Genomic DNA, 23,996 nt, shown 5'->3' with positions numbered 1-23,996 from the left:
GCCGATGGTAGTGTGGGGTCTCCCCATGCGAGAGTAGGACACTGCCAGGCATCAAATTAAGCCGAAAGCCCTGAACTGACGTTCAGGGCTTTTTGCTATGCGTAAAACGTAAAAAAAGCGCAACTACGCTGCGCGGTTTTCCCCTCCTCCTTATTCTCCGCCAGCGAGCCAGAGAAAAGGCCCCGAAGGGCCTTTGATTAGGGTGTGTTTGCTTTTTTCACTTATTATTCGATCAATGCGAGCTGCCCTGAGAGATGCCCAGCCCGGTTTGCGAACGGACAAACTGGGCCCGGAAGCGTTCCCGCTCCTGCTGTCCGGCCAGCGAGCTGTCGGTGATCGAGAACAGCCAGGTGCCGACAAAGGCCACGATCATCGAGAACAGCGCCGGATATTCATACGGATAAATCGGTTTTTCATGGCCGAGGATCTGCACCCAGATTGTCGGGCCGAGGATCATCAGAATCACCGCCGTTAACAGACCCAGCCAGCCGCCAATCATCGCGCCGCGGGTCGTCAAACGCGACCAGTACATCGACAGGATGATGATAGGGAAGTTACAGCTGGCGGCGATGGAGAAGGCCAGTCCGACCATAAAGGCGATATTCTGCTTCTCGAACAAAATCCCCAGGGCAATGGCGACCAGCCCCAATACCACGACGGTGATCTTGGAGACCTTCAGTTCATCGCGCTCGGTCGCCTTGCCGTTTTTAATCACGCTGGCGTACAGGTCATGGGACACGGCCGAGGCGCCGGCCAGCGTCAGGCCTGCGACGACTGCCAGAATGGTGGCGAACGCCACCGCCGAGATAAAGCCGAGGAAGAAGTTGCCGCCAACGGCATTGGCCAGGTGCACCGCCGCCATGTTGGTGCCGCCCAGCAGCGCGCCGGTGGCGTCTTTGAACGCCGGATTGGCGCTGACCAGCAAGATGGCGCCGAAGCCGATGATAAAGGTCAGGATATAGAAGTAACCGATAAAGCCGGTGGCGTAGAACACGCTCTTGCGCGCTTCCTTGGCATCACTCACGGTGAAGAAACGCATCAGGATGTGTGGCAGGCCGGCGGTGCCGAACATCAGCGCCAGGCCAAGCGACAGCGCGGAAATCGGATCGGAGACCAGCCCGCCGGGGCTCATGATGGCGATGCCTTTCGGGTGAACCTTTACCGCTTCGGCGAACAGGGTATTGAAGTCGAAGTTAACCGACTTCATCACCATCAGCGCCATAAAGCTGGCGCCGGCCAGCAGCAGCACCGCTTTGATGATCTGCACCCAGGTGGTGGCCAGCATGCCGCCGAACAGCACGTACAGCACCATCAGGATACCGACCAGGATCACCGCCACGTGGTAGTTGAGCCCGAACAGCAGCTGGATCAGTTTGCCGGCACCGACCATCTGCGCGATCAGATATAGCGCCACCACCACCAACGAGCCGCAGGCCGAGAGGGTACGGATCGGTTTTTGCTGCAGACGATAAGAGGCGACATCGGCGAAGGTATAGCGGCCGAGATTGCGCAGGCGTTCTGCGATCAGGAACAGAATGATCGGCCAGCCGATGAGGAAGCCGATGGAGTAGATCAGCCCGTCATAGCCCGAGGTATAGACCAGTGCGGAGATGCCGAGGAACGAGGCGGCGGACATGAAGTCGCCGGCGATCGCCAGGCCATTTTGCAGGCCGGTGATGCGCCCGCCCGCGGTGTAGTAGTCCTGACGGGAACGGGTGCGTTTGGACGCCCAATAGGTGATGTAGAGTGTGGCGCCGACAAACAGGATAAACATCACGATCGCCTGGATGTTCAGCGGTTGACGATGCACCTCACCGCCAATGGCGTCGGCGCAGGCCAGGCCCGGCAGCAACAGCAGCGCGGCGGCGGACAATAAGCGCTTCATTGTTTCACCTCGCGCAGAATCTCTGCGGTGAGGCGATCGAACTCGCCGTTGGCGCGAAACACGTAGATCCCGGTCAAGACGAAAGAGATCACGATCAACCCGACGCCGACCGGGATCCCGCGGGTGATGGTCGATCCGGCGGCGATCGGCGTGCCGAGCCATTGGGGATCGAAGGCGATCAACAAGATAAAGCCGACGTACAGCGCCAGCGTAATCAGCGAAAGCAGCCAGGCGAACCGGCCGCGTTTTCTCACCAGCTCTTTAAAGCGCGGGTTTTCTTCAATCCCTTGATAAATGGTGTCATTCATCAGAGTGTCTCCAGTCGGTATTGAGAGAGTACGCCGCGCCAGGGCCGCTCAACGGCGCGTTATCCGAATGAGCGGCCTGAAGCGGCGTAAATTATGACGGCACTTTCATTGATTGTTTTTCTTCCAACAGCTTGTCGACTACGGCCGGATCCGCCAGCGTGGAGGTATCCCCCAGGTTGCTGGTGTCGCCGGCGGCAATTTTGCGCAGGATACGCCGCATGATCTTGCCGGAGCGCGTTTTGGGCAGCGAATCTGTCCAGTGCAACACATCCGGCGTAGCGATCGGCCCTATCTCTTTGCGCACCCAGTTGCGCACTTCGGTATAGAGCTCCGGCGTCGGTTCTTCGCCGTGATTTAGCGTGATGTAGGCGTAGATCGCCTGGCCTTTGATGTTGTGAGGAATGCCGACCACCGCCGCTTCGGCGATTTTCGGGTGCGATACCAGCGCGGACTCGATCTCGGCGGTGCCCAAACGGTGGCCGGAGACGTTCAGCACGTCATCGACGCGGCCGGTGATCCAGTAGTAACCGTCCTCGTCGCGGCGGGCGCCGTCGCCGCTGAAGTACATGCCTTTGAAGGTCGAGAAGTAGGTTTGCTCGAAGCGGTCATGATCGCCGAACAGGGTGCGCGCCTGGCCTGGCCAGGAATCGACGATCACCAGGTTGCCTTCGCAGGCGCCTTCCTGCGGCGTGCCGACATTATCGACCAGCGCCGGCTGTACGCCGAAGAAAGGCCGCGTGGCGGAACCGGCCTTCAGCTCGGTGGCGCCCGGCAGCGGGGTAATCATGAAGCCGCCGGTTTCGGTTTGCCACCAGGTGTCGACGATCGGGCATTTGGCGTTGCCTATCTTGTTGTAGTACCACTCCCAGGCTTCCGGGTTGATCGGTTCGCCGACCGAGCCCATGATGCGCAGCGAATCGCGTCGGGTGCCTTCGATCGCCTTGTCGCCTTCGGCCATCAACGCGCGAATGGCGGTCGGCGCGGTATACAGAATGTTGACCTGGTGTTTGTCGATCACCTGCGACAGGCGATTGACGCCCGGATAGTTAGGCACGCCTTCGAACATCAGCGTGGTGGCGCCGCAGGCCAGCGGGCCGTACAGCAGATAGCTGTGGCCGGTGACCCAGCCCACGTCGGCGGTGCACCAGTAAATGTCGCCGTCGTGGTAGTCGAACACATACTTAAAGGTCATCGCAGCGTAGACCAGGTAGCCGCCGGTGGTGTGCAGCACGCCTTTCGGCTTGCCGGTCGAACCGGAGGTGTACAGGATGAACAGCGGATCTTCGGCGTTCACTTCTTCCGGCGGGCAGTCTGCGGAGACGCCCTGGGTCAGCTCATGCCACCACAGATCGCGCCCTTCCTGCCAGTAGCCCGGCTTACCGGTGCGTTTGAATACCACCACGTTGGCCACGCTGATCACGCCGGGATTTTTCAGCGCATCGTCGACGTTCTTTTTCAGCGGCACGGCGCGGCCGGCGCGCAGGCCTTCATCGGCGGTGATCACCAGTTTGGCGTTGGAGTCGATAATGCGCCCGGCGACGGCTTCCGGCGAGAAGCCGCCGAAGATCACCGAATGTACGGCGCCGATGCGCGCGCAGGCCAGCATCGCGACCGCCGCTTCCGGCACCATCGGCATATAGATGGCCACCACGTCGCCTTTTTTAACGCCGAGCTGTTTCAGCACGTTGGCGAATTGGCAGACATCGTGATGCAGCTGTTTGTAAGTCACCTTTTTGGATTGGGTCGGGTCATCGCCTTCCCAGATAATGGCGGTCTGGTCACCGCGCTCGGCCAGATGGCGGTCCAGGCAGTTGGCCGCCAGGTTCAACGTGCCGTCTTCAAACCAGCGAATGCTGACGTGGCCCGGATCGAACGAGGTGTTTTTAACTTTGGTATAGGGTTTGATCCAATCCAGGATTTTGCCATGCTCACCCCAGAAAGCCTCTGGGTCTTGAACCGACTGTTGATAATACTCTTGGTATTGTGCCGGATTAATCAGGGCGCGTTCTGCAATTGCAGAAGGAATAGCGTGTTTATGCAGTTGGCTCATAGCTTTTCTCCTTGAAGTTGTTAATGATATGTCAACTGAAGGTTAAGTATAGTTTGCTATGATTCTTTGTTTCTTTTTTGCGCGGCAGATCACGCAACAAAGATATTGATTTGTAATCATTCTGTCGCATTTGCAGGGCGTATCTATCTCTTTGGCGCTTAAATCCTCATAAACCCACGTTTTTAACCAAAAACACTTATCTAAAGAACAAAAAAGAATAAACCAAAACGGGCTCAACTGCCGAGAAACTAATAGATACGATCAGGGCTGCCATTATTTCTCGCTATAAATCTTTTTGGATTATTTTTCGCTATTAATATTCTAAGTTGGCATTAGCACGATATAACGATGGACTGCACAGCGTGAAATAACGTTTTATTAACCTTTAATTCCTGATGAAAGGTCGGGTAATGCCCTATGGTATGCGCCCTGCGATATCGTTCTTTTTTTAATCGAAATATAAAGTGGCACTGCATTTATGGGCGAAAGTGTCACTCGGTCAATTCTCATTTGTTTGACTTTTAAGTAACAAAATATAAACATATCATGCGGATTAAATATGCAGAATGAGCGAAAAATAACGCATTTTAATAGCGTTCAAAAAATCGTCGTCGGTGCGGTTATGTACTTCATTGTATGAAAAATTATGTTTTTAATAACAACCAATTATGCCGTTTGAAATAGTTACGCGAATTTTTTGTGATTCGATTCAGCGCTCAACACTGACAAATCAAGGCTTGCAGAGCATGCCGCCCGGATGATACAGATTTATACTGCGTTTCACTCAGGGCAGGTGAACGCTTCCGCTGAATTAACATAAGCCTGTAATAAATGATTAAGTATTCTTTTCGTCGTGTTGCGACTTTGTACGGCGAAAAGAGTCTTTGAGGACTTTTTGGGTATGAAAAGTGTAAAAATTAGCCTGGCTTGGCAAATCCTGATCGCGTTGGTACTGGGTATTATTGTTGGCGCGGTATTGCACAACCAGACCGAATCTCGTGAGTGGCTGGTCAGTAATATTCTCAGCCCGGCGGGTGATATCTTTATTCGTCTGATCAAGATGATTGTGGTGCCGATCGTTATTTCCACGCTGATCGTCGGTATTGCCGGCGTGGGGGATGCGAAAAAGCTGGGCCGCATCGGATTGAAAACCATTATTTACTTCGAAGTGATCACCACGATCGCCATCGTGGTGGGGCTGACGTTGGCCAACGTATTCCAACCTGGCCACGGCATTGATATGTCGACGCTGACCACGGTGGACATTTCGCAGTATGAGAAAACCACCGAACAGGTGCAAAGCGGTTCGCACAGTCTGGTGGCGACCATTCTGTCGCTGATCCCATCGAACGTCTTCTCGTCGATGGCCAAGGGCGACATGCTGCCGATTATCTTCTTCTCGGTGCTGTTCGGCCTGGGGCTGTCGTCGTTGCCGAAAGAGACCAAAGAGCCGCTGCTGAAGGTGTTCAAGGCGGTGTCCGAGAGCATGTTCAAAGTCACCCACATGATCATGCGTTATGCGCCGATCGGGGTGTTTGGCCTGATTGCGGTCACGGTAGCCAACTTCGGTTTCGCTTCGCTGCTGCCGCTGGCCAAGCTGGTGGTGCTGGTGTACTTCGCCATCGCGTTCTTCGCCCTGGTGGTACTGGGGGCGGTCGCCCGGCTGTGCAACCTGCGCATCTGGACGCTGATCCGCATCCTGAAAGACGAACTGATCCTGGCTTATTCCACCGCCAGCTCGGAAACGGTGCTGCCGCGCATCATCGAAAAGATGGAGGCTTACGGCGCACCCAAGTCGATCACCAGCTTCGTGGTGCCGACGGGTTACTCCTTTAACCTGGATGGCTCGACGCTGTACCAGAGCATTGCCGCCATCTTTATCGCCCAGCTGTACGGCATCGAGCTGTCGTTGGGGCAGGAGATCGTGCTGGTGCTGACGCTGATGGTGACCTCGAAAGGGATCGCCGGCGTGCCGGGCGTTTCGTTCGTGGTGTTGCTGGCCACCCTGGGCAGCGTCGGCATTCCGCTGGAAGGCCTGGCGTTCATCGCCGGCGTGGACCGTATCCTGGATATGGCGCGCACCGCGCTGAACGTGGTGGGCAACGCGCTGGCGGTACTGGTGATCGCCAAGTGGGAGCACCAGTTCGATCGCAAGAAGGCGCTGGCCTACGAAACGGAGTTCCTGGCGCAGAAGGTGAAGCCGGCCAACCAGGCCTAATCACCGTGTATCGCCGACGTTGAAAACGCCCCAGGCAGTTGTGCCGGGGCGTTTTGTTTTTTATGGCTCTTCAACCTGCCACTTTCTTTTCTCTGCCTTACTGCGCGACTTGCATCCCCGCTTAACAGAATCTAAAGTGTTACCAAATTAATAGAAATGATAATAGATGTTATTATCATTTTCATTTGATGATGTATGGAGACACGCAAAGCCGTTGAACGGTGGGGTTACGCCCGTTCGGCGTCTTTATTCGGGCTTATCAAAGGTAGGTAACATGTCGGACACCGCTTTGGCCTCTGGATGGTTGCCGCTGGCGCCAGCGCAGCTTGATTTCTGGGAAGAACACACCTTGCACCCTGGGCAGACTCTGTCCACCGTCGCACATTGCACCGAACTGTGTGGCGCGGTAGAGGAAGAGACGCTCTGCCGGGCGATCGTCACCACTCTCGCCGAGACGCAGGCGTTTGCCTTGCGCTTTGGTGAGCGGCATGGCGACTCTCCTGCGTCGTTACGTTACGATCCACAGTGCACACCGCCATTGCAACGCATCGATCTGCAAACGCACGGCGATCCCTGGCAGGCGGCGCAGAGCCTGATGCGCGAAGATATCGCGCAGCGCCGGGCGCTGCACAGCGAGCCGCTAGCCGCAGCCTGGCTGCTCAAACTGGGGCCGGAGCGCTACCTCTGGTACGTGCGTGCGCATCATATTCTGGTTGATGGCTTCGGCATGGCCCTGATCGAACACCGCTGCGCCGCGTTATACGCGCACTATCTGGGTGAGGGCAGCACGGGTATGCCCCTGGGTGCCTTTGACGCCTTTCAACAGGCTGAACTGGCCTACGCTGATTCTGAGCGATGCGCGCGCGATCGGCGCTTTTGGCAGACCTATCTGCCGCCGTCGCAGGCGCTGCCGACGGTGCGCAAGGGCGGTGAGGCCTATGGCGTACGGCGTTTGAGCGCCCACTACCGGCTGCCGGCGGCGGTGTCGCACTGTCTGGCGCAGTTGGCGGAGCGCAGCGGCATCAATTGGCCCGACTTGCTGGTGGCGCTGTCGGCGGCCTGGCTGTTTCAGGTGATGCCGCGCTGTACCCGGCAAGGCGATACGCTGCCGATGTGGATGCCGGCGCTGAATCGTCGTGGACAGGCCGCCACCAACGTGCCTTCGCTGGCGGTCAACACTCTGCCGCTGCTGGTGTCACCGCCGCAAGCGGAGACGCTGGGGAGCTTTCTCACCACGCTGACGCAGCAGCTGCGCGAGCTGCGCAGCCACGGCGGCTACCGCCTGCGCCAACTGGCCGCCGATCGCGGCGTGGATCCGGACTCGCGCTTCTTTATTTCCCCTTTCATCAACGTGCAGCCCTTCGATACGCCCCGTTTTACCGGCTGCAGCGGTACGCGCAGCGTATTGGCCGGCGGCTCGGGCGACGGTTTCAACCTGACTTATCGCGGCCGCACCGACGCCCGCGATCTGCAGGTGGATATCGATATCTATCTGGAGCAGTTTCCGACGGAGGATGCGCTGGACTATGGCGAGGCGCTGCAAGAATTTCTGTTGCGTGCGCTGCAGCGGGAAGCCTGGGAGCAACCGCTGGCGGCCCTGACGGCGTTGCCCGCCTGAGAAAGTGCGGGCGGGAGGATGCTCCCGCCCGAGTGGTATGGCTTCAGCTGGCCAGCAACGCCGCCACTTCGCGCGCGTTCTTGCACGGCAAGAGCGAACTGCTTACCAGACGGGTGCCGAAAGCGTCATTGAGGCGTGCCGCCACCTGTTTGATATGCGGCAGCTTCAGCCCCATGGCGATAAACGCCGTCTCTTCCCCCCATTCCGGGCGCGGCGTTACGCCAATTTCCTGCCAGTAAATGGCCAGGATCTCGGCGCTGCGCGCCAGCGGCGCGTTCGGCGGCGGGGCCGCGCAGGCGTTCAACGCCGGCGCGGTTTGTTGGTGGCTCAGGTCGGCGCGGATGCGATGGCGGTCGGTTTTACCGTTGGCGGACAGCGGCAGCGCCTCGGCATGGATAAAGCGCGTGGGAATATGGGTACAGGGCAGATAGCCGGTGGCGAAGGCGCGGATCTCGGACAGCGACAGCGGTTTGCCGTCGCGGGTCAGATACAGGGCGCCGAGCGCCGCCTCGTTGTTCTCTCCGCTGGGATAATCCACCACCACCATATCCAGGATCGCCGGATGACGGCGCAGCACGTCTTCGATTTCCGGCAGCGAGACGCGCACGCCGCGGATCTTCACATAGCCGTTCACCCGGGTGGCGAACATGATGTTACCGTCCGCACGGTAATAGCCCTGATCGCCGGTGCGGAAAGCGCGCAGCGATTGCCCGTCCGGCCCTTCGAGGGTGACGAAATCGTGCTGCTTCAGTTCCCCCTGCTCCAGATAGCCTAACGCCAGGTTGACCCCGGCGGTGTGAATGCGGCCGACCACGCCGGCCGGGCAGTGGCTGCCGTCGTCATGGCAGATGAAGTAGCGGTTGGCCGGCAGCGGGCGGCCGTAAGGCACGGTGCCGCTCTCCTGTGGGGCGATCGGGTGCCAGATGCTCCAAATGGTGGTTTCGGTCGGCCCGCCGAGTGAGAAAAGCGCGAGATCCGGGCGCAGGGTACGCAGGGTTTGCACCGTCGCTGGCTTGATGTAGTCGCCGCCTTGCGCCACCAGGCGCAGGGAGCGCAGGCTGTCGGCCGTTTTACAGGTGAGCAGCATCTCCAGAATGGCCGGCACCGAACACCACAGACTGACCCGATGTTTCTCCACCAATTGGTTCCAACTGATGGCGTCCTTTTCCTGATGCGACGCCGGCAGCACCAGCGTGGCGCCGGCGCACAGCGAACCGAACAGATCGAACATCGACATGTCATGGTGCGGCGGCGTGACGGAAATGAAGACGTCGTCAGCGGTGACCGCCCAGCGCAGCTGGGTCTGGTGGATAACGTTGGCGGTGGCGCGGTTGTTGAGCACCACGCATTTGGGCTTGCCGGTGGTGCCGGAGGTATACAGATAGTAGCTTGCGGCCAGGCTGGCGCTGCGTTCCACCAACGTCTGTTCATCCGGCAGCGCAGGCGTGCGATCCGTCGGCGTCAGCAGGGGGGCCGGCGTCACGCCGATCGGCGTCTCCAGATCGCCGCCGTGCACCACCAACGTCGGCCGGCAGTTCTCCAGCAGGTAGGCGGTGCGCTCCGGCGGCGAGTTGATGTCGACAGGCACCCAGATCACTCCCTGCAGGGCGCAGGCGAGGCTGAAGATGACCAGTTCCGGGCTGCGCGGCAGATACAGCGCCACCACGTTGCCTGGCTGCACGCCGCGGCTTTGCAGGTGGGCGATTGCCGTGGCGATCCGCTGGCCCAGTTCGCGGTAGGTCAGCGTCTGCTCGCCGCAGATCAGCGCATTGCCGCCGTTTTGCGCGCCAAACAGCCGCTCGGCCAGCTGCGCCAGATAAGGGTAAGGCGCGTAATTCGCTTCGCTGTCGTTGTGGCGGTAATGCGCCAGATCGATGAAGTCCCGCGGCGCGATCGCCAGGTCGGCCCGTTGGCAACTGTGCAGGATGCGTCGCTGCAACGCGGCCAGCATGGCTTCTACCTGCTCACCGTGCAGCGCCTGTTCGGCGTAGTCCACGCACAGCTGCAGATTTTTTTCGCTGTCCAGCGTCAGGCGAATGTCGATGGCGACCTGCGGCGTTTGGGTCAGGCCGTCGTGGAAGCGCACCGGCGCCTCGGCCGGAAGCGTTTCCCAACCCAGGCAGTTGGTCAGGATCACCGGCAGCGCCGGGCCGCCCTGGCTTTGGCCGAGCAACTGCCGCGCCAGATCGACGCCGGAAAACGCCAGGTGGTCGAGCGCGCCGAGTACATCGTCCTGCAGGGCCTGCGCGCGCTGAATAAAATCTTCGCCGTGGCGGGAATAGCGCACCGCCACGAAGCTGGAGGCGTTGCCCAGGGCGCCGTCGGCGGCGGGGAACGCCACCGGCACCCCGACGCACAGCTCGCCATCGGTGGTCCAGTGGGCCAGCGTATCGAGGATCAGCGCCGACAGCAGGCTGTTGCGCAGTAGCGCATGCGGCGATCCCAGGCGGCCAAGCTGTTTTACCGTATCGCGCGGTAGCGTCAAGGTGGCGCGGCGATAGCGTGATGAGGTGAGATTGGCGAGCGGGGCGCGCCACGGCAGTGCCGACGGCGTGGTGACATCCTGCAGCTTTTCACGCCAGTAGGCGGCATCGGCCTGGCGCTGCGTCGCCGATGCGGCGGGGGGCGGCAGTGCGGCGGCGGTCGGCGCCAGAGGGCGATCGTCGAACAGGCGTGCGATCACGGTGGAGATCCCCTGGCCGTCGAGGATCAAGGCATCGAAGCTGGTGAAGATCAGCGTATCGTACGGCGATCCCGTCGGATCCTGCTGTTCGGCAAGTTGGATCACGGCGATGCGCCACAGTGGCTGGCTCGGATCGTGGCGCTGGTGGGAGTAGCGATCGCGCAGCTGTTCAGTCTGGCGCTGCGCCGCTTCGTCATCAAGGGAGCGCAGATCGTGGCGATCCAGATGCAGCGTCACCTCTGGGCGTAAGTGCTGCGTGGCGCGCTGCACATCGATGCAGGTGCGCAACGCCGGGTAGTGCTGTACCAGCTCGGCCAGGCGCGCTTCAAGGCGCGGTACATCCCGCTGCCGGGCGCGGTATTCGCGAAAGTCGTGCATCGCCACGCCGCCGAGCGGCCATCGATCGCTGCGGCCCAGAAGGTAGGCCTGCTGCAGTGCGGTTAATGGTGTCTCCATGGTACTTCCCTATAGTCGCTAACCGATTAAAACGAGCCGGGCGCCGTGCGCCCGGAAACCGATCTCAGTGCTGCGGCGCCAGCGCGGCGAGCAGCGTTTTCGCATGCTTTCCTGCCTCGGGCGACCGTTGGCAGATCAACGCCGCCAGCGCAGCCGGGGAGGGATGCGCCGTCAGATCCTGCGCCGTCAGCGCCGCCGCCAGATACTTGTTGAGCACTGTCAGCAGCGCGTTCACCCCGGCATCCGGCAAGGCCAACCGGCGGATATCGTCGTGGTCGCGCAAGTCGGCCTCGGGAGCCACCCGCGCCAGCAGCCGGTGCAGCACCTGGCGCACCGGCGCCTGCTGCGCCAGCGCGTCGGGCGTGCATTGCGCCAGCAGCTGCGACAGCGGGCGATCGAACGCCCCCGCTTGCCGCGCGGCCAGGTGCAGCAGCGCCCGGTAACAGGCCAGCAGGCGCGGCAGCACCTGCTCGGGGAACGCGTCCAGCCGCACGTCCCAGTTGATCAGAATACCGTCGTCGACATGGGCGACCTGCGCATCCAGCGCCACCTGCGGCCCCTGAGAGATCACCCAGCCGAGACGGCCGAAGGTGTCGGTGACCCGTTCGGAAAACAGCGTTTTGCCGCGGATGCCGAAACCGGCGGTAAACACCACCGGCGAAGGTTGCAGGCTGCCGTGCAGGCGCGACAGATCGCGCATCACGCTGACGCCGGGGTAATCCGCATGCTCGATCAGCTCCGCCAGCTGCGTCATCAGGCGCCGGCAGAAGGCGTTCAGGTTTTCCGTCGGGTTCAGTTCCACGCCGAGCAGCACCAGGTTAGAGAAATCGCCGATGAGGCGATGTGCGTCTTCCCGTTCGCTCTCGCGGTGGAACAGCGGCACGTTGAGCCGGAAGCGTGTCATGTTCCAACCCTGGCCGACGGCCAGCGCGAACAGCGCCAGAAACAGCGTCGAGAGGGAGGTGTGATGCCGTTTCGCGACGTTTTCCAGCGCGCGGCTTTCTTCTGCATTCAACTGTATGGCCAAACGATCGCTGCGGCAGCGGTCCGGCGTGCGCAGCAGGCGCGGCGCCGGCGGCATCTGCGCCAGGCGTTCACGCCACCAACGCTGGCCGCGTTCGCGCCGTTGGCGCAGCGCCGCGTCGGCGTCGCGTCGTTCGAGGTGGTCGAAGTAGGCCGGCGGCGCGTCATGGGCTGGGGCCGGCGGGCACTGGTGATAAAACGCCGTCAGATCTTCCATCAACAGGCGAAAGCTCATGGCATCGCCGGCGATCATGTCGAGATCGACATGCAGGCGGCTGCGTCCCGCCGGCAACAGGCTCAGGCTGATATCGCAGGGAACGCCCTGTTCCAGCGGCAGCAACTGGGTGCTTTTCGCCTGGCGCTTGGCGGCGAGCGCGGCCGCCAGCGTCGCTTCATCGGCATGTCGCCAGTCGTCGAGATGCAAAGTATGCCGGGGGCCGGGAGGTGCGATCGTCTGCCTGCCATCGTCGGTAATGCGCAGGCGTAACAGCGGATGGCGCAGATACAGCGCCTCGACGGCCTGGCGCAGCCGGGCGATGTTCAGCTCGCCGCTGTCGAATTCCGCATACAGGTGGGCGGCTATGCCGCCGAGAGGAGGAGCGGACTGTCGGCCTACCCAATAGGCGGCCTGCATCGTGGTCAAAGCTTTCATCGGGTATCCATTTTGATTCAGCCAACGAGACTGCAAGAATATATCCAAATGTTAATAGGAATGAAAATTATTATTATTTGATTCATTTGGCGCAGAGGTGCTATCTATAAGGGGTTTTAGCGATGCCGGGCAGGCAGGGCGTTGGGCGTGAATAATTTATCTATATTATTCTTAGCATTGAAATGATTGCTTGTTATTACAGCGCTTGTTTTTCCTGCAAAAATATAAGGGTTTCTGGCGGAGAACACGCCCGGCCTCACACCATTATTGATAATGATTTGCATTAAAAAATGCAAAATATTATCATTCTTAACACTATTTTACGTTTTTATACAAGCTGCCGGCCGCTTCGCCGGCGGCTTGGCTGTGGACGGGGCCGCGCCCGTTCGGCCGCGAAAGACATGGGTTCGCCGCAGGGATAAGCAACAGCAAGGCCGGGAAGGCCGCAGCGTCATGGTCTGTGTGAGTGTCGATGTAGGTTGTGTAAAAAAAATCAAATTTTGTGCACCTCTGGGATGAAAGGAGAAGACATCTATGGGCAAGCATTTTGCGGCTCAACGGCATGAAAGCGTAGGAAACGGGGAAAAGGCGGGGATGAAAGCCCTTGGGGCATTTTCCTCCGTATTTTTAGGGGTTTGTTCACTGGCGATCGGTAACGTCAACGCGGCGGAAACGAAGAGCAACGAAACCTACCAGGACGCGGAAACGCTGCTGGTTACCGGTGAGAAGATCAAACGTTCCATTTTCGACACCGGCTCCAGCGTGCAGGTGTTCGACAGCAACCGCATCGCCTCGATGCCCGATGCGGTGCAGATCCCCGATCTGCTGCGCATGACCCCCAACGTGGTGGATCTGGGCATCGGCAACGAACTGCCGACCGTGCGCGGTATCGACGGTTCCGGCCCGAACGTCGGCGCCAACGCTTTCCTCAGCGGCACCCGCCCGCGCCTCAATCTGTCATTGGACGGCCGTTCGCTGACGTATAACGAACAGGCGTTCGGTCCGCAGTCGCTGTGGGATCTGGATCGCGTCGAAGTGTTCCTCGGCCCGCAAAGCTACATCCAGGGGCGCAACGCCATCGCCGGCGCCATCGTCATGGCCAGTAAAGATCCGACCTTCGAATGGGAAAGCGCGTTCAAGGGCGGGGCCGGCAACCAGCACTCTTCACAGCTGGCCGCCATGGCGTCCGGCCCGCTGGTGGAAGATCAGCTGGCGTTCCGCGTCAGCGTCGATCGCCAGCGCCGCCGTAGCGAAGCCGATCTGCCGGCCTATGCGCCGGTGGGCGATCCGCGCGAAGTGGAGGCCACCACCGCCCGCGCCAAGCTGTTGTTTAACCCGGCCGGCCTGCGCGATCTGACCACCAAGCTGACCTTTAACCACTTTGGCAGCACCGCGCCGCAGAACGAAAGCCTCAACCCGCAGCCGCATCCGACCAACCCGCGCCACGATCCGCGCCGCGCTGTGTTCAAAAGCAACATGAACAGCACCATCTGGGATCTGGCCTGGGAGGCCTCCGATGCGCTGACGTTTGAAAACCGCGTTATCTATACCGATTTCAACATCAACCGTCCGACCGCTTACAACATCCAATACGCCGAGATCGACGGCCAGGAAGTTCACGTGGAGCCGGTGGTGCGCTTCGGCGGAGCGGACAGCCGCCTGCATGGGCTGGCGGGGCTGCGTTACTTCCACGGCACGCAGGATGAGTTCGTCAACATCTTCGGCGGATCGACCTTCAAAGATAAAACCGATACCCATTCGGCGTTCGCCGAGCTGACCTATGCGCTGACGCCGCAGGTGGACGTGACCGCCGCCAGCCGCCTGGAACGCGAACACCGTCGCCGCGACGGCGGCAGCCAGGCGGTGCGCATCGATTTCGATGAAACCTACACCGTGTTCCTGCCGAAGCTGGACGTGGCCTGGAAACCGACGGATACCCAAACCTACGGCGCCAAGATCGCCCGCGGCTATAACGCCGGCGGCGGCGGCATCACGATCGGCACGCCGGTGGTCAGCTACACCTACGGTTCTGAGTATGTCTGGAACTACGAGTTGTACACCCGCCATCACCTGAAAGACGCCAACGTGGTGCTGACAGGTAACATCTTCTACAACGATTACAAAGACATGCAGCTTCCGTACTCGCTGGGTGAGAACTCCAGCGTGATCCGCAACGCCGACAAGGTGGAAACCTACGGCGCGGAAATCGGCGCCACCTGGCAGCCGCGCTGGGACTTCGAACTGTTCGGCAACCTCGGCCTGTTGAAAACCGACATCAAGAAGTTCTCGGGCAGCGGCGTGGAAGGGCATGAGCTGGCGCGCGCACCGGCTTACACCGCCAACATGGGCGCCAAATATCAGTTCCTGAAAGGATGGGAGCTGAGCAGCAACGTGGCGTTTACCGACTCCTACTATTCGCAATACGACAACGACTCGCGCGGGCGCATCGGCTCTTATTGGACGGCCAACGCCCAGTTGGCTTACACCTTCGACTACGGTCGCGCCACGCTGTATGCGAAAAACCTGTTTGATTCCGACCGCCGCGAGATGGTCAGAAGCAACGACATCTACACGGCGACTCTCCAGCGAGGCCGCCTGGTCGGCGCAGCGGTTGAGCTGACTTTCTAACGCTATCGCGGTGACGGGGGACGAATGTCCCCCATTTTATGCGCTATCCCGGCATGGCCGGGCAAAGGAGATAACGCAGTGATCGGTGATTTTGACAGCATTCTGAGCGATGAAGAGGCCCAGCGGCTGGAGAGCGCGTTTCAGGCGCTGGGCGCGGGGGTGGCGAACGGCGAGCGGCCGGTAAGCGAAGCCGAAGAACGAGCATGGTTCGCCCATCTGCAGCAGGGCGGTGCGCACGGGCAGCGGGCGCTGGCCTGGCGCCTGACGGGGGACGTGGATATCGCCCGGCTGGCGGCGGCGCTGCAGGCGCTGGTGCGGGAAACGCCGGGCGTGAACGTGCGTTACGTTTTTGATGACGAAAACGGTCTGGTTAAACGCGCCGCCGATTCGGCGCCGTTGCCGGTGAGCCTGCGTCAGGTGGCGGATGAACAACACGCCATGGGTTGCCTGCTGCAAGCGCAGGCGGCGCCATTTGAACTGGAAAGCGAAGCGCCGCTGCGCTGCCTGCTGTTGCTCACGTCGGGTGATGACGTGATGTTGGGCGTGGTATTGCATGACATTTTGGCGGAAGCGTTGCCGTGGCGCCACCTGCCGACGATGCTGTCCGCCCGTTATAACGGGGGTGCGATGCCCCTGTCTTTCGTGGCGGAGCCGGTCGAGCCGGCGGAAATCCCGGAGCCGCAACTGCCCTGGAAGCGCCAGGCTGTTTCACTGCAGGATTACCGCAGCCCGGCGCAGCGTGCTGAAGCCTTGCCGCCGGTGGGGGGGCGCGTGGTCACGCGCATTGCGCGTTCGCTGTTACCCGCCAACGACACACCGCGGGCCTTGCTGGCGGCGGTAGCGGCGCGGTTTGCCGAGTTCGTCGCCGCGCAGGCCGGTGGGCAAGCCGTGCAGCTGTGCGTGCCGACGGCGGAGACGGCGGAGTGCATCGGTCTGGAGCTGGGGCTGACGGCGGTACCGCTGATGCGCCTGACCGTGCTGCATGGCGAGGGCGACATCGGGCAGCGGCTGCTGGCACAGACCGTGGCCGAACAGCCGGATCCGCAGCGGGCGCAGCTGCTGGTGGCCTGGCGTGACGATCTGGCTGCGGACTGGCGCATGGAAGGCGTTCACGCCGAACGCCTGTTGCTGCCGCCGCTGCATACGCCGTTTGAACTGGCGCTGCTGTTGGGCTTGCCGGAGGCAGAAACGCTGACGCTGGAGCTGGTCACCGACCCGCGCCTGTCTCCGCACGCGGCGCCTTTCCTGCTGGAGCAGTTCAGCGCGTTCCTGGCCGGGCAGCGAATTACCGTCGCATTGCCGGCGGCTTCCCCGGCGATGGCCGCGCCGGCGGCGAACGGCGACGCGGACGAAAGCGTTGCGCCGCTGATTTTGCAGGAGTTCCGTGAGGCGCTGGTGGCCCCGGAAATGACCCTGGATGAAGACTTCTTCGATCGCGGCGGCCATTCGCTGGTCGCTACCCGGGTGATTGGCCGCTTGCTGAGCCTGCATCAGATCGAAATCAACATTAACGATTTGTTCAGCCATCCGACGGCGCGCGGGTTGGCGGGCTATGCCAAACGCCTGAACGTTGCGCAGCCGAATGCCGCGCTAGCCATCGCCGACGATCATGATCGGGCACAGGCGCCGCTGTCGCTGGCACAGGAATCGCTGTGGAAGGTGTATGAAGCCTTCGGCCATGACGAGATTTTCAACCTGCCGTTCTCTCTGCGCTTCTTCGATGCGGTGGATGAAACGGCGCTGCATCAGGCGTTTATCGACGTCATGACTCGTCATACCGTGCTGCGTTCACGCTTCGTCGAGCAGCAGGGGGAGGTGGTGCAGGTCGTGGTGCCGGCCGCAGAATTGCCTGATTATCAGTGGTTCCGCTTCTCCCACGAGACGCCGGTGGGTAATGCCGCCGCCCTGTTGGCCGACGCCGGCCAGCATCGGTTCGATCTGGCCGCCGAGCTGCCGCTGCGCGCCACGCTGCTGCGCGATGCGGACAACGGCCAACAGCTGCTGTCGCTGCTGTTCCACCATGTGGTGCTGGATGAATGGTCGCTCAACCTGATGATGGACGAGTTGGGCGTCGCCTATCGCCATCGCGTCGTCGGCCAGGCGCCGCAGTGGAGCGGGCAGCCGCCGCAGTTCCATACCTTCGCCCGGCAACAGCGGGCTTCGGGAGTGCAGCAGCAACATCTGGACTACTGGCTCGATGCGCTGCGCGGCGCGCCGGTCGGCCAGCCGATCTTCCGGCAAGAAGCGTCCACCCACCCGGCGGTGCCGGCGCCGGCGGACGTCAACGGCGGCTGGCTGGAGTTCGAGGTCGATCCTGCCGTGGCGGAAGGCTTGTATCAGCTTGCCCGCCGCAACAACGCGTCGCTGTTCAACGTGGTGTATGCCGGGATTACCTCGGCGCTGCGCCTGCTGGGCGGCCCGGCGGATCTGCTGGTGGGCACCTCGACTTCCGGCCGTAACGACGCCGAGTTCTTCGATACCGTCGGCTATTTCACCACCGTGGTGGTGCACCGCGTGCGCTTCGACGAGGGGCTGACGGTGGCCGGATTGGTCAGCCAGGTGAAAAACACCATCAATGGCTCGCTGCCGTACACTGACATTCCGATCGATCTGGTGGAGGAAGGGCTGTTCGGCGTGGACGCCGACCGCAAGAACCACATGTTCGAAGTGTTTATCCAGATCCACAGCCGCATCAAGCTGAACGGCGAGTTCCGGCTGCAGGACGGCAGCGCGATCGCCTACCGTCAGGTGGAGCCGGAGAAAGCCGAATCGTTGCTCGGCCTGCAGTTTGAGGTGATGGAAGACGATCTGGCGGGGGCGAAATCCCTGCGGGTGATGATGACCTACCGCCAGGATCACTACAGCCGGGAGCAGGCCAATCTGATCGCCGACGGCGTTCAGCACGTCTTTACCCAGTTTGCGCAGCACATCGCTGGCGATATCGCTCTGGCGGCGCTGCCGCCCGGGCCGCAGGCATGACGTTGTTTCACTCTAACCGAAAGCATGATTTTCAAGGAGATAAAAGGATGTCTGGAACCCTAGCAACCCCGCGCGCGTTACTGTCGCTGCTGGTGGCGGCCTCTCTGGTGGTCGCCGGCGCCGCGCAGGCCGACGATGCCGGCATCAAACCGCAAGACATCAAGCGCCAGACGCTGTCGTCGACGGTGGTGGAGATGGCCTACAGCACCTCGCAACAGGCGCTGTTCGTCAGCGCGCCGGATTGGAAGGAAGAGGCGCGCTCCCGCGTGCTGCGGCTGGATCCCAACACCCTGGCGATCAAGGCGGAGATCCCGCTGCAGGTGAAAGGCTTCGGCGTGGCGCTGAACGACGCTGGCAATCGCCTGTACCTGACGCAGGCCTTCAACGGCGAAGTCGGGGTGGTGGACACCACCACCAACCACGCGCTGGGCAGCATCAAGCTGCTGGACAAAGCGGTGCTGGAGCAGGCTTACAAGCAGGCGGGCATCAGCGGCAAGCGTCTGGATTTCCTGTTGGCGGAGCTGAAGAAATTCAAAATCACCGAGGACTACCTGTACCGCCTCCGAGAGCTCAAGTATGACGCGCAAAGCGGCCGTCTGTTCCTGCCGGGTCTGGGTTTCGGCGTCGACAGCGTGCTGTACGTGGTTGATACCAAAGCCGGCAAGCTGGAGAAAGTGATCCCGGGCTTCGGCTACAACGCGGTGGGCATCACGCTGGATGAGAAGGGCCGTCGGGTATTCGTTTCCAACATGCAGGGGCAGGTGATCACCCTGAACGCCGACACGCTGGCGATCACCGCCACGCACGAAGTGCAGGCCGATCAGCTGCTGAACCTGGTGTATGACCCGGCGGGAAATCGCCTGCTGGGCGTCGATCAGGGCATCGATCGCGACGACTACCGCAACCATCATCTGGGGCACGACTACGTGAAGCGCAGCAGCGGCCACCGGGTATTTGCGCTGGATGCGGACAGCGGCAAGGTGCTGGCCAGCGAGCTGACGGATGAGGTGCCGATCGGCCTGTTGCTCGACGAGCGCAGCCAGCGGCTGTATGTCGCCAACCGCAAAGGGGTACGCGTCGATCACGGCGCCGGGACGCTAACGGTGTTTGACGCCAAAACGCTCAAGCGTCTGCAGACCGTGGATTTGCCGCCGCACCCTAACAGCCTGGCGCTGGATCCGAAAGGTGACGCGCTGTTCGTGACGGTGAAAAACGACGGCGCTTCCACCAAGGCCGGCAAGCCGGAAAGCGTGGTGCGTATTCAACTGCATTCCAACTAGCTGAATATAAATATAAAAAAAGGGCGCCGCGGCGCCCTTTGTCGTTGGAACATGTCATCAGAAGTGGGTGTTGATGCTCATGTAATAGGTACGGCCCGGTTCGTTGTAGGTAGCCGCGCCCGCGCCGGCGATGTTGATCGCGCCGGTGTTCGGATCGCCCACGTTCTGCGCGTTGCCGGCGCGGAACTGGCGTTTGTCGAACAGGTTGTCGATGCCGGCGGTGAGGCTGACGTTTTTGGTCAGGTCATAGGTCGCGCTGGCGCCGACGACGGCGTAAGGGCTAACCTCACGGGTTTCGCCGCCGGTGGCCGGTTTACCCTGGTAGTTGTACTTCTTCGGCTTCTGACGGCCGTACCAGGTCAGAGTGGACTGCATCGACAGATCCTGCGTGGCCTGCCAGCTGAGGGTCGAGTTGACGGTAAACTTCGGGATCACCGACAGGTAATCGCCGGTGGTCTTGTTCTTGTTCTCGATCATGTAGGTGGCGTTGTTGCTCCAGGTGACGGTCTCGCTGACCGGCACGTTCAATGAGCCCTCCAGCCCCTGCACCACCGCTTTCGGTACGTTTTCCCACTGATAGACCGCCGTGCCGGTGCTGCTGGTGGCGATGCGCGAGTTGCCCGCTTCGATCTTGTTGTGATAATCGTTGCGGAAGTAGGTCACGCCGGCCAGCCAGCCGTCGTTATGGAACTCCAGCCCGATCTCTTTGTTAACGCTGGTCTCCGCTTTCAGATCGTCGTTGCCGAGCAGGTAGCAGCCGTTTTTGGTATCGCTGCCGGCACATCCCTGGCCTTTGCTGTACAGCAGGTAGTTGCCGTTGGTCTGGAACAGCGTCGGGGCTTTATAGGAACGCGCGATGCCCATCTTCAGCGTGAAGTAGTCGCCCAGTTCCTGCGACAGGTTCAGCGCCGGGCTCCAGTTGTTGCCGGATTCCGAATGCAGATCGTAGCGCAGACCCGGCGTCAGCATGGTGGTGTCGGTCAGTTCAATGTTGTCTTCGGCGAACAGCGAGAAGATATGCGCGGAAGCGTAAGGGCTGCGCGTACCTGTGGTCATGCCGGGAATGGTGCCGCCCATCAGTGTTTGGCTGGTGGACGTGCCGTCTTTCATCCGCTGCTGGGTCCACTCGGTGCCCAGCGTGGCGGTTTGCGCGACGCCCAGCTCAAACGGCACGCTGACTTCGCTGTGCGCCAGGAAGTCGTCCAGCTTGGTGGTGCCGAAACCGGTGTTTTTGGTGTCGAAGATGCCTTCGGTGCCGCCGGCCAAGCCTTCGTTCAGGCGGGTGTTGCGGGTGCGTTCGAACTGCACGTAGTTGTTGGTGCTCACGCCGTTGTCCCAAGCGCCGCGGTGGGTCAGGCCGAAGGTTTCACGGTAGATGCGGTTGGTCTCTTTGCCGTAGTTGCTCTGCACCAGGGCGTTGGTGTTGGTGTTCTGGGTATCGCCGGCGTACAGGTTGCCCTGGCGGCCATAGGCGTACTCGAACTCCAATGACTGCAGATGGGCGAAATCCCAGTGCAGCAAGGCGTCGATGTTTTTATCAACCACCCCCTCGCGCCCGGCCGGGACGCTGTTGGCGTAGGCGCCGACGCGTTCGGATTTATGCGATTCGTTAATGTCCCAGGCGTCGGCCTGCGTTTTGCTGTAGCCGCCGAACAGGCGGAAGCTCAGGGTGTCGCTCAGCGGGCCGGACAGGCTGAAGTCGGTGCGCTTGGTGGCGCCTTCCTGCTTGTGCTGCGGCACGTTGAAGTAACCGTTCAGCGAGCCGTGCAGCGCATCGCCGGCCTTCTTGGTGATGATGTTGACCACGCCGCCCGCGGCGCCGTTGCCGTAGCGCGCTGCGGCAGGGCCGCGCAGCACTTCGATGCGCTCGATCATTTCCGGCGGCACCCAGGCGGTATCGCCGCGCGAGTCGCGCTCGCCGCGCCAGCCCTGACGCACCGAGTTGCGGCTGGAGGCCGGTTTGCCGTCGATCAGAATCAGGGTGTTTTCCGGGCCCATGCCGCGGATATCGATCTGGCGATTGTTGCCGCGCTGGCCGCTGGTGGAGTTGCCGGTCAGGTTAACCCCGGGCATGGTGCGGATCAGTTCGCTGATGTCGCGCGCCGGCGGGCGTTTTTTGATCTCGTCGGCGGTGATGGTGGACACCCCCGGCGCCTGCAGGTTCTGCCGGGCGGCGGTCACGACGATGGTGTCTTCGCCGCGCGGCTTTTTCTCCGTGGCGCCGCTGTTCTCTTCCGTGGTGGTGGTGTCGGTCTGCTGCGCGGCGTTGGCGAACGCGGACGCGCCCAATCCCAAGCCGATAAGAGTGGCTAAAGAATAACGTGATAGCTTGCTTTTCATCTGAGTGTCCTACCTTGCTGCCATCCCTCGCCGAATGGGGGGAAGGGCGGTTGTAGTTTTTGTGTAGTCGGAAATAGAAAATCGGCTGCGGCAAGGGATGCCATTGATGTATCCCCGATCCCTGTCCGTTGCGCGCAATACCAGCACGATCTCCAAGCCTTACACACTATTGCAAATGCAAATTATTATCAATAGTATTTGGCGTACAGTGCGTTCGGGCGGTGGCCGGCGATAGGGAAAAGTCGACGTTCCCGGTGCCGCCAACTACAAAATGGGTAGGCGTTGTGAATACAGAACTACAGTCAGAAAGCAGCAGATTATTGGCCAGCAGCAATGCGGGCAGTCCAGGGTGGTGGTTGACGGTGGCACGACGCGGTACGCCATGGGTAGAACCGGCGGGTAACGGCCGGTGGCGCACCACCTTCTTCTGGCGCGATCCTCAGGGATGCGAATTGACCTCCGCCTACCGTCGCGTGTGGATCAACATTAACTGCCTGACCGACCATCATCAGCCGAATCCGCCGCAAAGCCTGCAGCGCTTGGCCGGTACCGACGTGTGGTACTGGCAGACCGAGCTGAGCGGCGCCTGGCGCGGCAGCTACTGCTTTATCCCCTGCTTTGACGAACGGCCGCCGGCGTTCAGCGGCGACGATGCGCACGCCAACATGCACAACCTGCGTCACTGGTGGCACCAGGTGTTCGCCAGCGCTACCCCCGATCTGCTCAACCCTTATCGCTCCTGGCAAAGCGCCAGCGGCCACAGCGTCTCCGGTCTGCACATGCCGGATGCGCCACCGCAGCCGGTATGGCGCTCGTTCGACGAGTATGAGATCGCCAGCGGGCGCTGCACGCCGCCACTGCCGGCGCGTTTGCAGCGCCATACCTGGCAGAGCGAACGCTTGGGCAACAGCCGCGACGTCTGGATCTACACCACCGGCGACAGCAAGCCGGCCGAGCGCCCGCTCGCGATCCTGCTCGACGGCCAGTTCTGGGCGAAGCAGATGCCGGTTTGGGAGCCGCTGATGCAGCTGACCCGCGAGGGGGCGTTGCCGGAAGCGGTGTATGTGCTGATCGACATCATCGATCTGCCGCACCGGGCGCGAGAATTAACCTGCAAGGACGATTTCTGGCTGGCGGTGCAGGAAGAACTGATGCCACAGCTGGCCGACTGGGCGCCGCACAGCGACAAGCCGGCCGATACGGTGGTGGCGGGGCAAAGCTTTGGCGGCCTGGCTTCTCTGTACGCCGGGCTGCGTTGGCCGCAGCGCTTCGGCGCGGTGATCACCCAGTCCGGCTCCTACTGGTGGCCGCGGCGCGACATGCTGCAGCTGCCGAGCATTCCCGACGACGCCTGCTGGCTGATGCAGCAGGTAGAACGGCACGGCCTGGGCAACCACGGCGCGCTGAAGGTCTTTATGGAAGCCGGTTCGCAGGAAAAGCTGGTGCATCGGGTCAGCGGCGAAATGGCGGCACGCCTGAGCGACGCCGGCCATCGGGTGCACTACCGGGTGGTGGAAGGCGGGCACGACGCGTTGTGTTGGCGCAGCGGCCTGACCGATGGGCTGCAGGCGGTATGGGCTTCCGCTTTCGCCACCGCTTATCCGGCATCGGCGACGGCCACGGCACGAGGAACACATGGTGGAAAGCCTGAATCCGTTCGATGATCAACAGCAGCGCAGCCTGGTGCTGCGCAACGTACAACAACAATACAGTTTGTGGCCGGATTTCCGCGCCATTCCGTCCGAGTGGACGATCGTCTTTGGCCCGGCGGCGCGCCCCGCGTGCGACGAGTGGCTGGAACAGCATTGGCAAGATATTCTGCCGGTCGCAGCACGCGAGGCGTGACCGGCGCCAGGTAATTACGGGAGCAATAAGC

13 protein-coding genes are annotated in these 23,996 nt (G+C 61.3%); 7 read left to right on the top strand and 6 right to left on the bottom strand.

Translation table 11 applies throughout. From position 1 onward, the window contains the following. Positions 1 to 232 precede the first annotated feature (232 nt). The 3 genes from actP to acs form a co-directional block, all read right to left on the bottom strand. Positions 233 to 1,885: a cation/acetate symporter ActP gene (gene actP, locus ACJ8PL_RS17875; RefSeq protein ID WP_004930048.1), complete on the bottom strand. Its 1,653-nt coding sequence runs from the start codon at positions 1,883 to 1,885 to the stop codon at positions 233 to 235. Beyond that, positions 1,882 to 2,193, bottom strand: coding sequence for a DUF485 domain-containing protein (locus ACJ8PL_RS17870; protein WP_004930047.1), 312 nt, complete (start codon positions 2,191 to 2,193; stop codon positions 1,882 to 1,884). The genes actP and ACJ8PL_RS17870 overlap by 4 nt, the downstream gene beginning before the upstream one ends. Positions 2,194 to 2,284: 91 nt before the next feature. Continuing rightward, positions 2,285 to 4,243: an acetate--CoA ligase gene (gene acs / locus ACJ8PL_RS17865; protein ID WP_016929413.1), complete on the bottom strand. Its 1,959-nt coding sequence runs from the start codon at positions 4,241 to 4,243 to the stop codon at positions 2,285 to 2,287. Between the two features lie 901 nt (positions 4,244 to 5,144). Here acs and gltP point away from each other — a divergent pair. Both gltP and ACJ8PL_RS17855 read left to right on the top strand, forming a co-directional pair. Continuing rightward, positions 5,145 to 6,461, top strand: coding sequence for a glutamate/aspartate:proton symporter GltP (gltP, locus tag ACJ8PL_RS17860; protein ID WP_016929412.1), 1,317 nt, complete (start codon positions 5,145 to 5,147; stop codon positions 6,459 to 6,461). A gap of 274 nt (positions 6,462 to 6,735) precedes the next feature. Beyond that, positions 6,736 to 8,079: a condensation domain-containing protein gene (locus ACJ8PL_RS17855; protein ID WP_442531313.1), complete on the top strand. Its 1,344-nt coding sequence runs from the start codon at positions 6,736 to 6,738 to the stop codon at positions 8,077 to 8,079. Positions 8,080 to 8,122: 43 nt separating this feature from the next. Here ACJ8PL_RS17855 and ACJ8PL_RS17850 read toward each other — a convergent pair whose 3' ends face one another. Then, positions 8,123 to 11,218: an amino acid adenylation domain-containing protein gene (locus tag ACJ8PL_RS17850; protein ID WP_442531312.1), complete on the bottom strand. Its 3,096-nt coding sequence runs from the start codon at positions 11,216 to 11,218 to the stop codon at positions 8,123 to 8,125. 64 nt (positions 11,219 to 11,282) lie between these two features. Continuing rightward, positions 11,283 to 12,893 carry a condensation domain-containing protein gene (locus ACJ8PL_RS17845; protein WP_079449969.1) on the bottom strand — a complete coding sequence of 537 codons (1,611 nt, stop codon included), beginning with the start codon at positions 12,891 to 12,893 and terminating at the stop codon, positions 11,283 to 11,285. 534 nt (positions 12,894 to 13,427) lie between these two features. Between ACJ8PL_RS17845 and ACJ8PL_RS17840 the strand changes: the two genes are divergently transcribed. From ACJ8PL_RS17840 to ACJ8PL_RS17830, 3 genes are all read left to right on the top strand, one after another. Then, positions 13,428 to 15,521, top strand: a complete 2,094-nt coding sequence (locus tag ACJ8PL_RS17840) for a TonB-dependent receptor (RefSeq protein WP_016929409.1) — start codon at positions 13,428 to 13,430, stop codon at positions 15,519 to 15,521. Between the two features lie 78 nt (positions 15,522 to 15,599). Then, positions 15,600 to 18,500, top strand: coding sequence for a condensation domain-containing protein (locus ACJ8PL_RS17835; protein WP_442531311.1), 2,901 nt, complete (start codon positions 15,600 to 15,602; stop codon positions 18,498 to 18,500). 47 nt (positions 18,501 to 18,547) lie between these two features. Next, the gene (locus ACJ8PL_RS17830) at positions 18,548 to 19,780 is read left to right on the top strand and encodes a YncE family protein (protein WP_346404062.1); all 1,233 of its coding nucleotides are present in this window, start codon (positions 18,548 to 18,550) and stop codon (positions 19,778 to 19,780) included. 57 nt (positions 19,781 to 19,837) lie between these two features. Here ACJ8PL_RS17830 and ACJ8PL_RS17825 read toward each other — a convergent pair whose 3' ends face one another. After that, the gene (locus tag ACJ8PL_RS17825; RefSeq protein ID WP_028127806.1) at positions 19,838 to 22,120 is read right to left on the bottom strand and encodes a TonB-dependent siderophore receptor; all 2,283 of its coding nucleotides are present in this window, start codon (positions 22,118 to 22,120) and stop codon (positions 19,838 to 19,840) included. A 284-nt stretch (positions 22,121 to 22,404) separates the two neighbouring features. Here ACJ8PL_RS17825 and fes point away from each other — a divergent pair, with 284 nt between their 5' ends. Both fes and ACJ8PL_RS17815 read left to right on the top strand, forming a co-directional pair. Then, positions 22,405 to 23,784 carry an enterochelin esterase gene (gene fes / locus ACJ8PL_RS17820; protein WP_079449972.1) on the top strand — a complete coding sequence of 460 codons (1,380 nt, stop codon included), beginning with the start codon at positions 22,405 to 22,407 and terminating at the stop codon, positions 23,782 to 23,784. After that, positions 23,759 to 23,965, top strand: coding sequence for an MbtH family protein (locus ACJ8PL_RS17815; protein ID WP_028127805.1), 207 nt, complete (start codon positions 23,759 to 23,761; stop codon positions 23,963 to 23,965). The genes fes and ACJ8PL_RS17815 overlap by 26 nt, the downstream gene beginning before the upstream one ends. Positions 23,966 to 23,996 lie beyond the last annotated feature (31 nt).

The sequence above is a fragment of the Serratia sp. CY83965 genome (assembly GCF_052166375.1).
Lineage (GTDB): Bacteria > Pseudomonadota > Gammaproteobacteria > Enterobacterales > Enterobacteriaceae > Serratia > Serratia marcescens.
The sequence above is the reverse complement of the archived record's forward strand: the minus strand, read 5'-3'. Positions and strand labels throughout refer to the sequence as shown.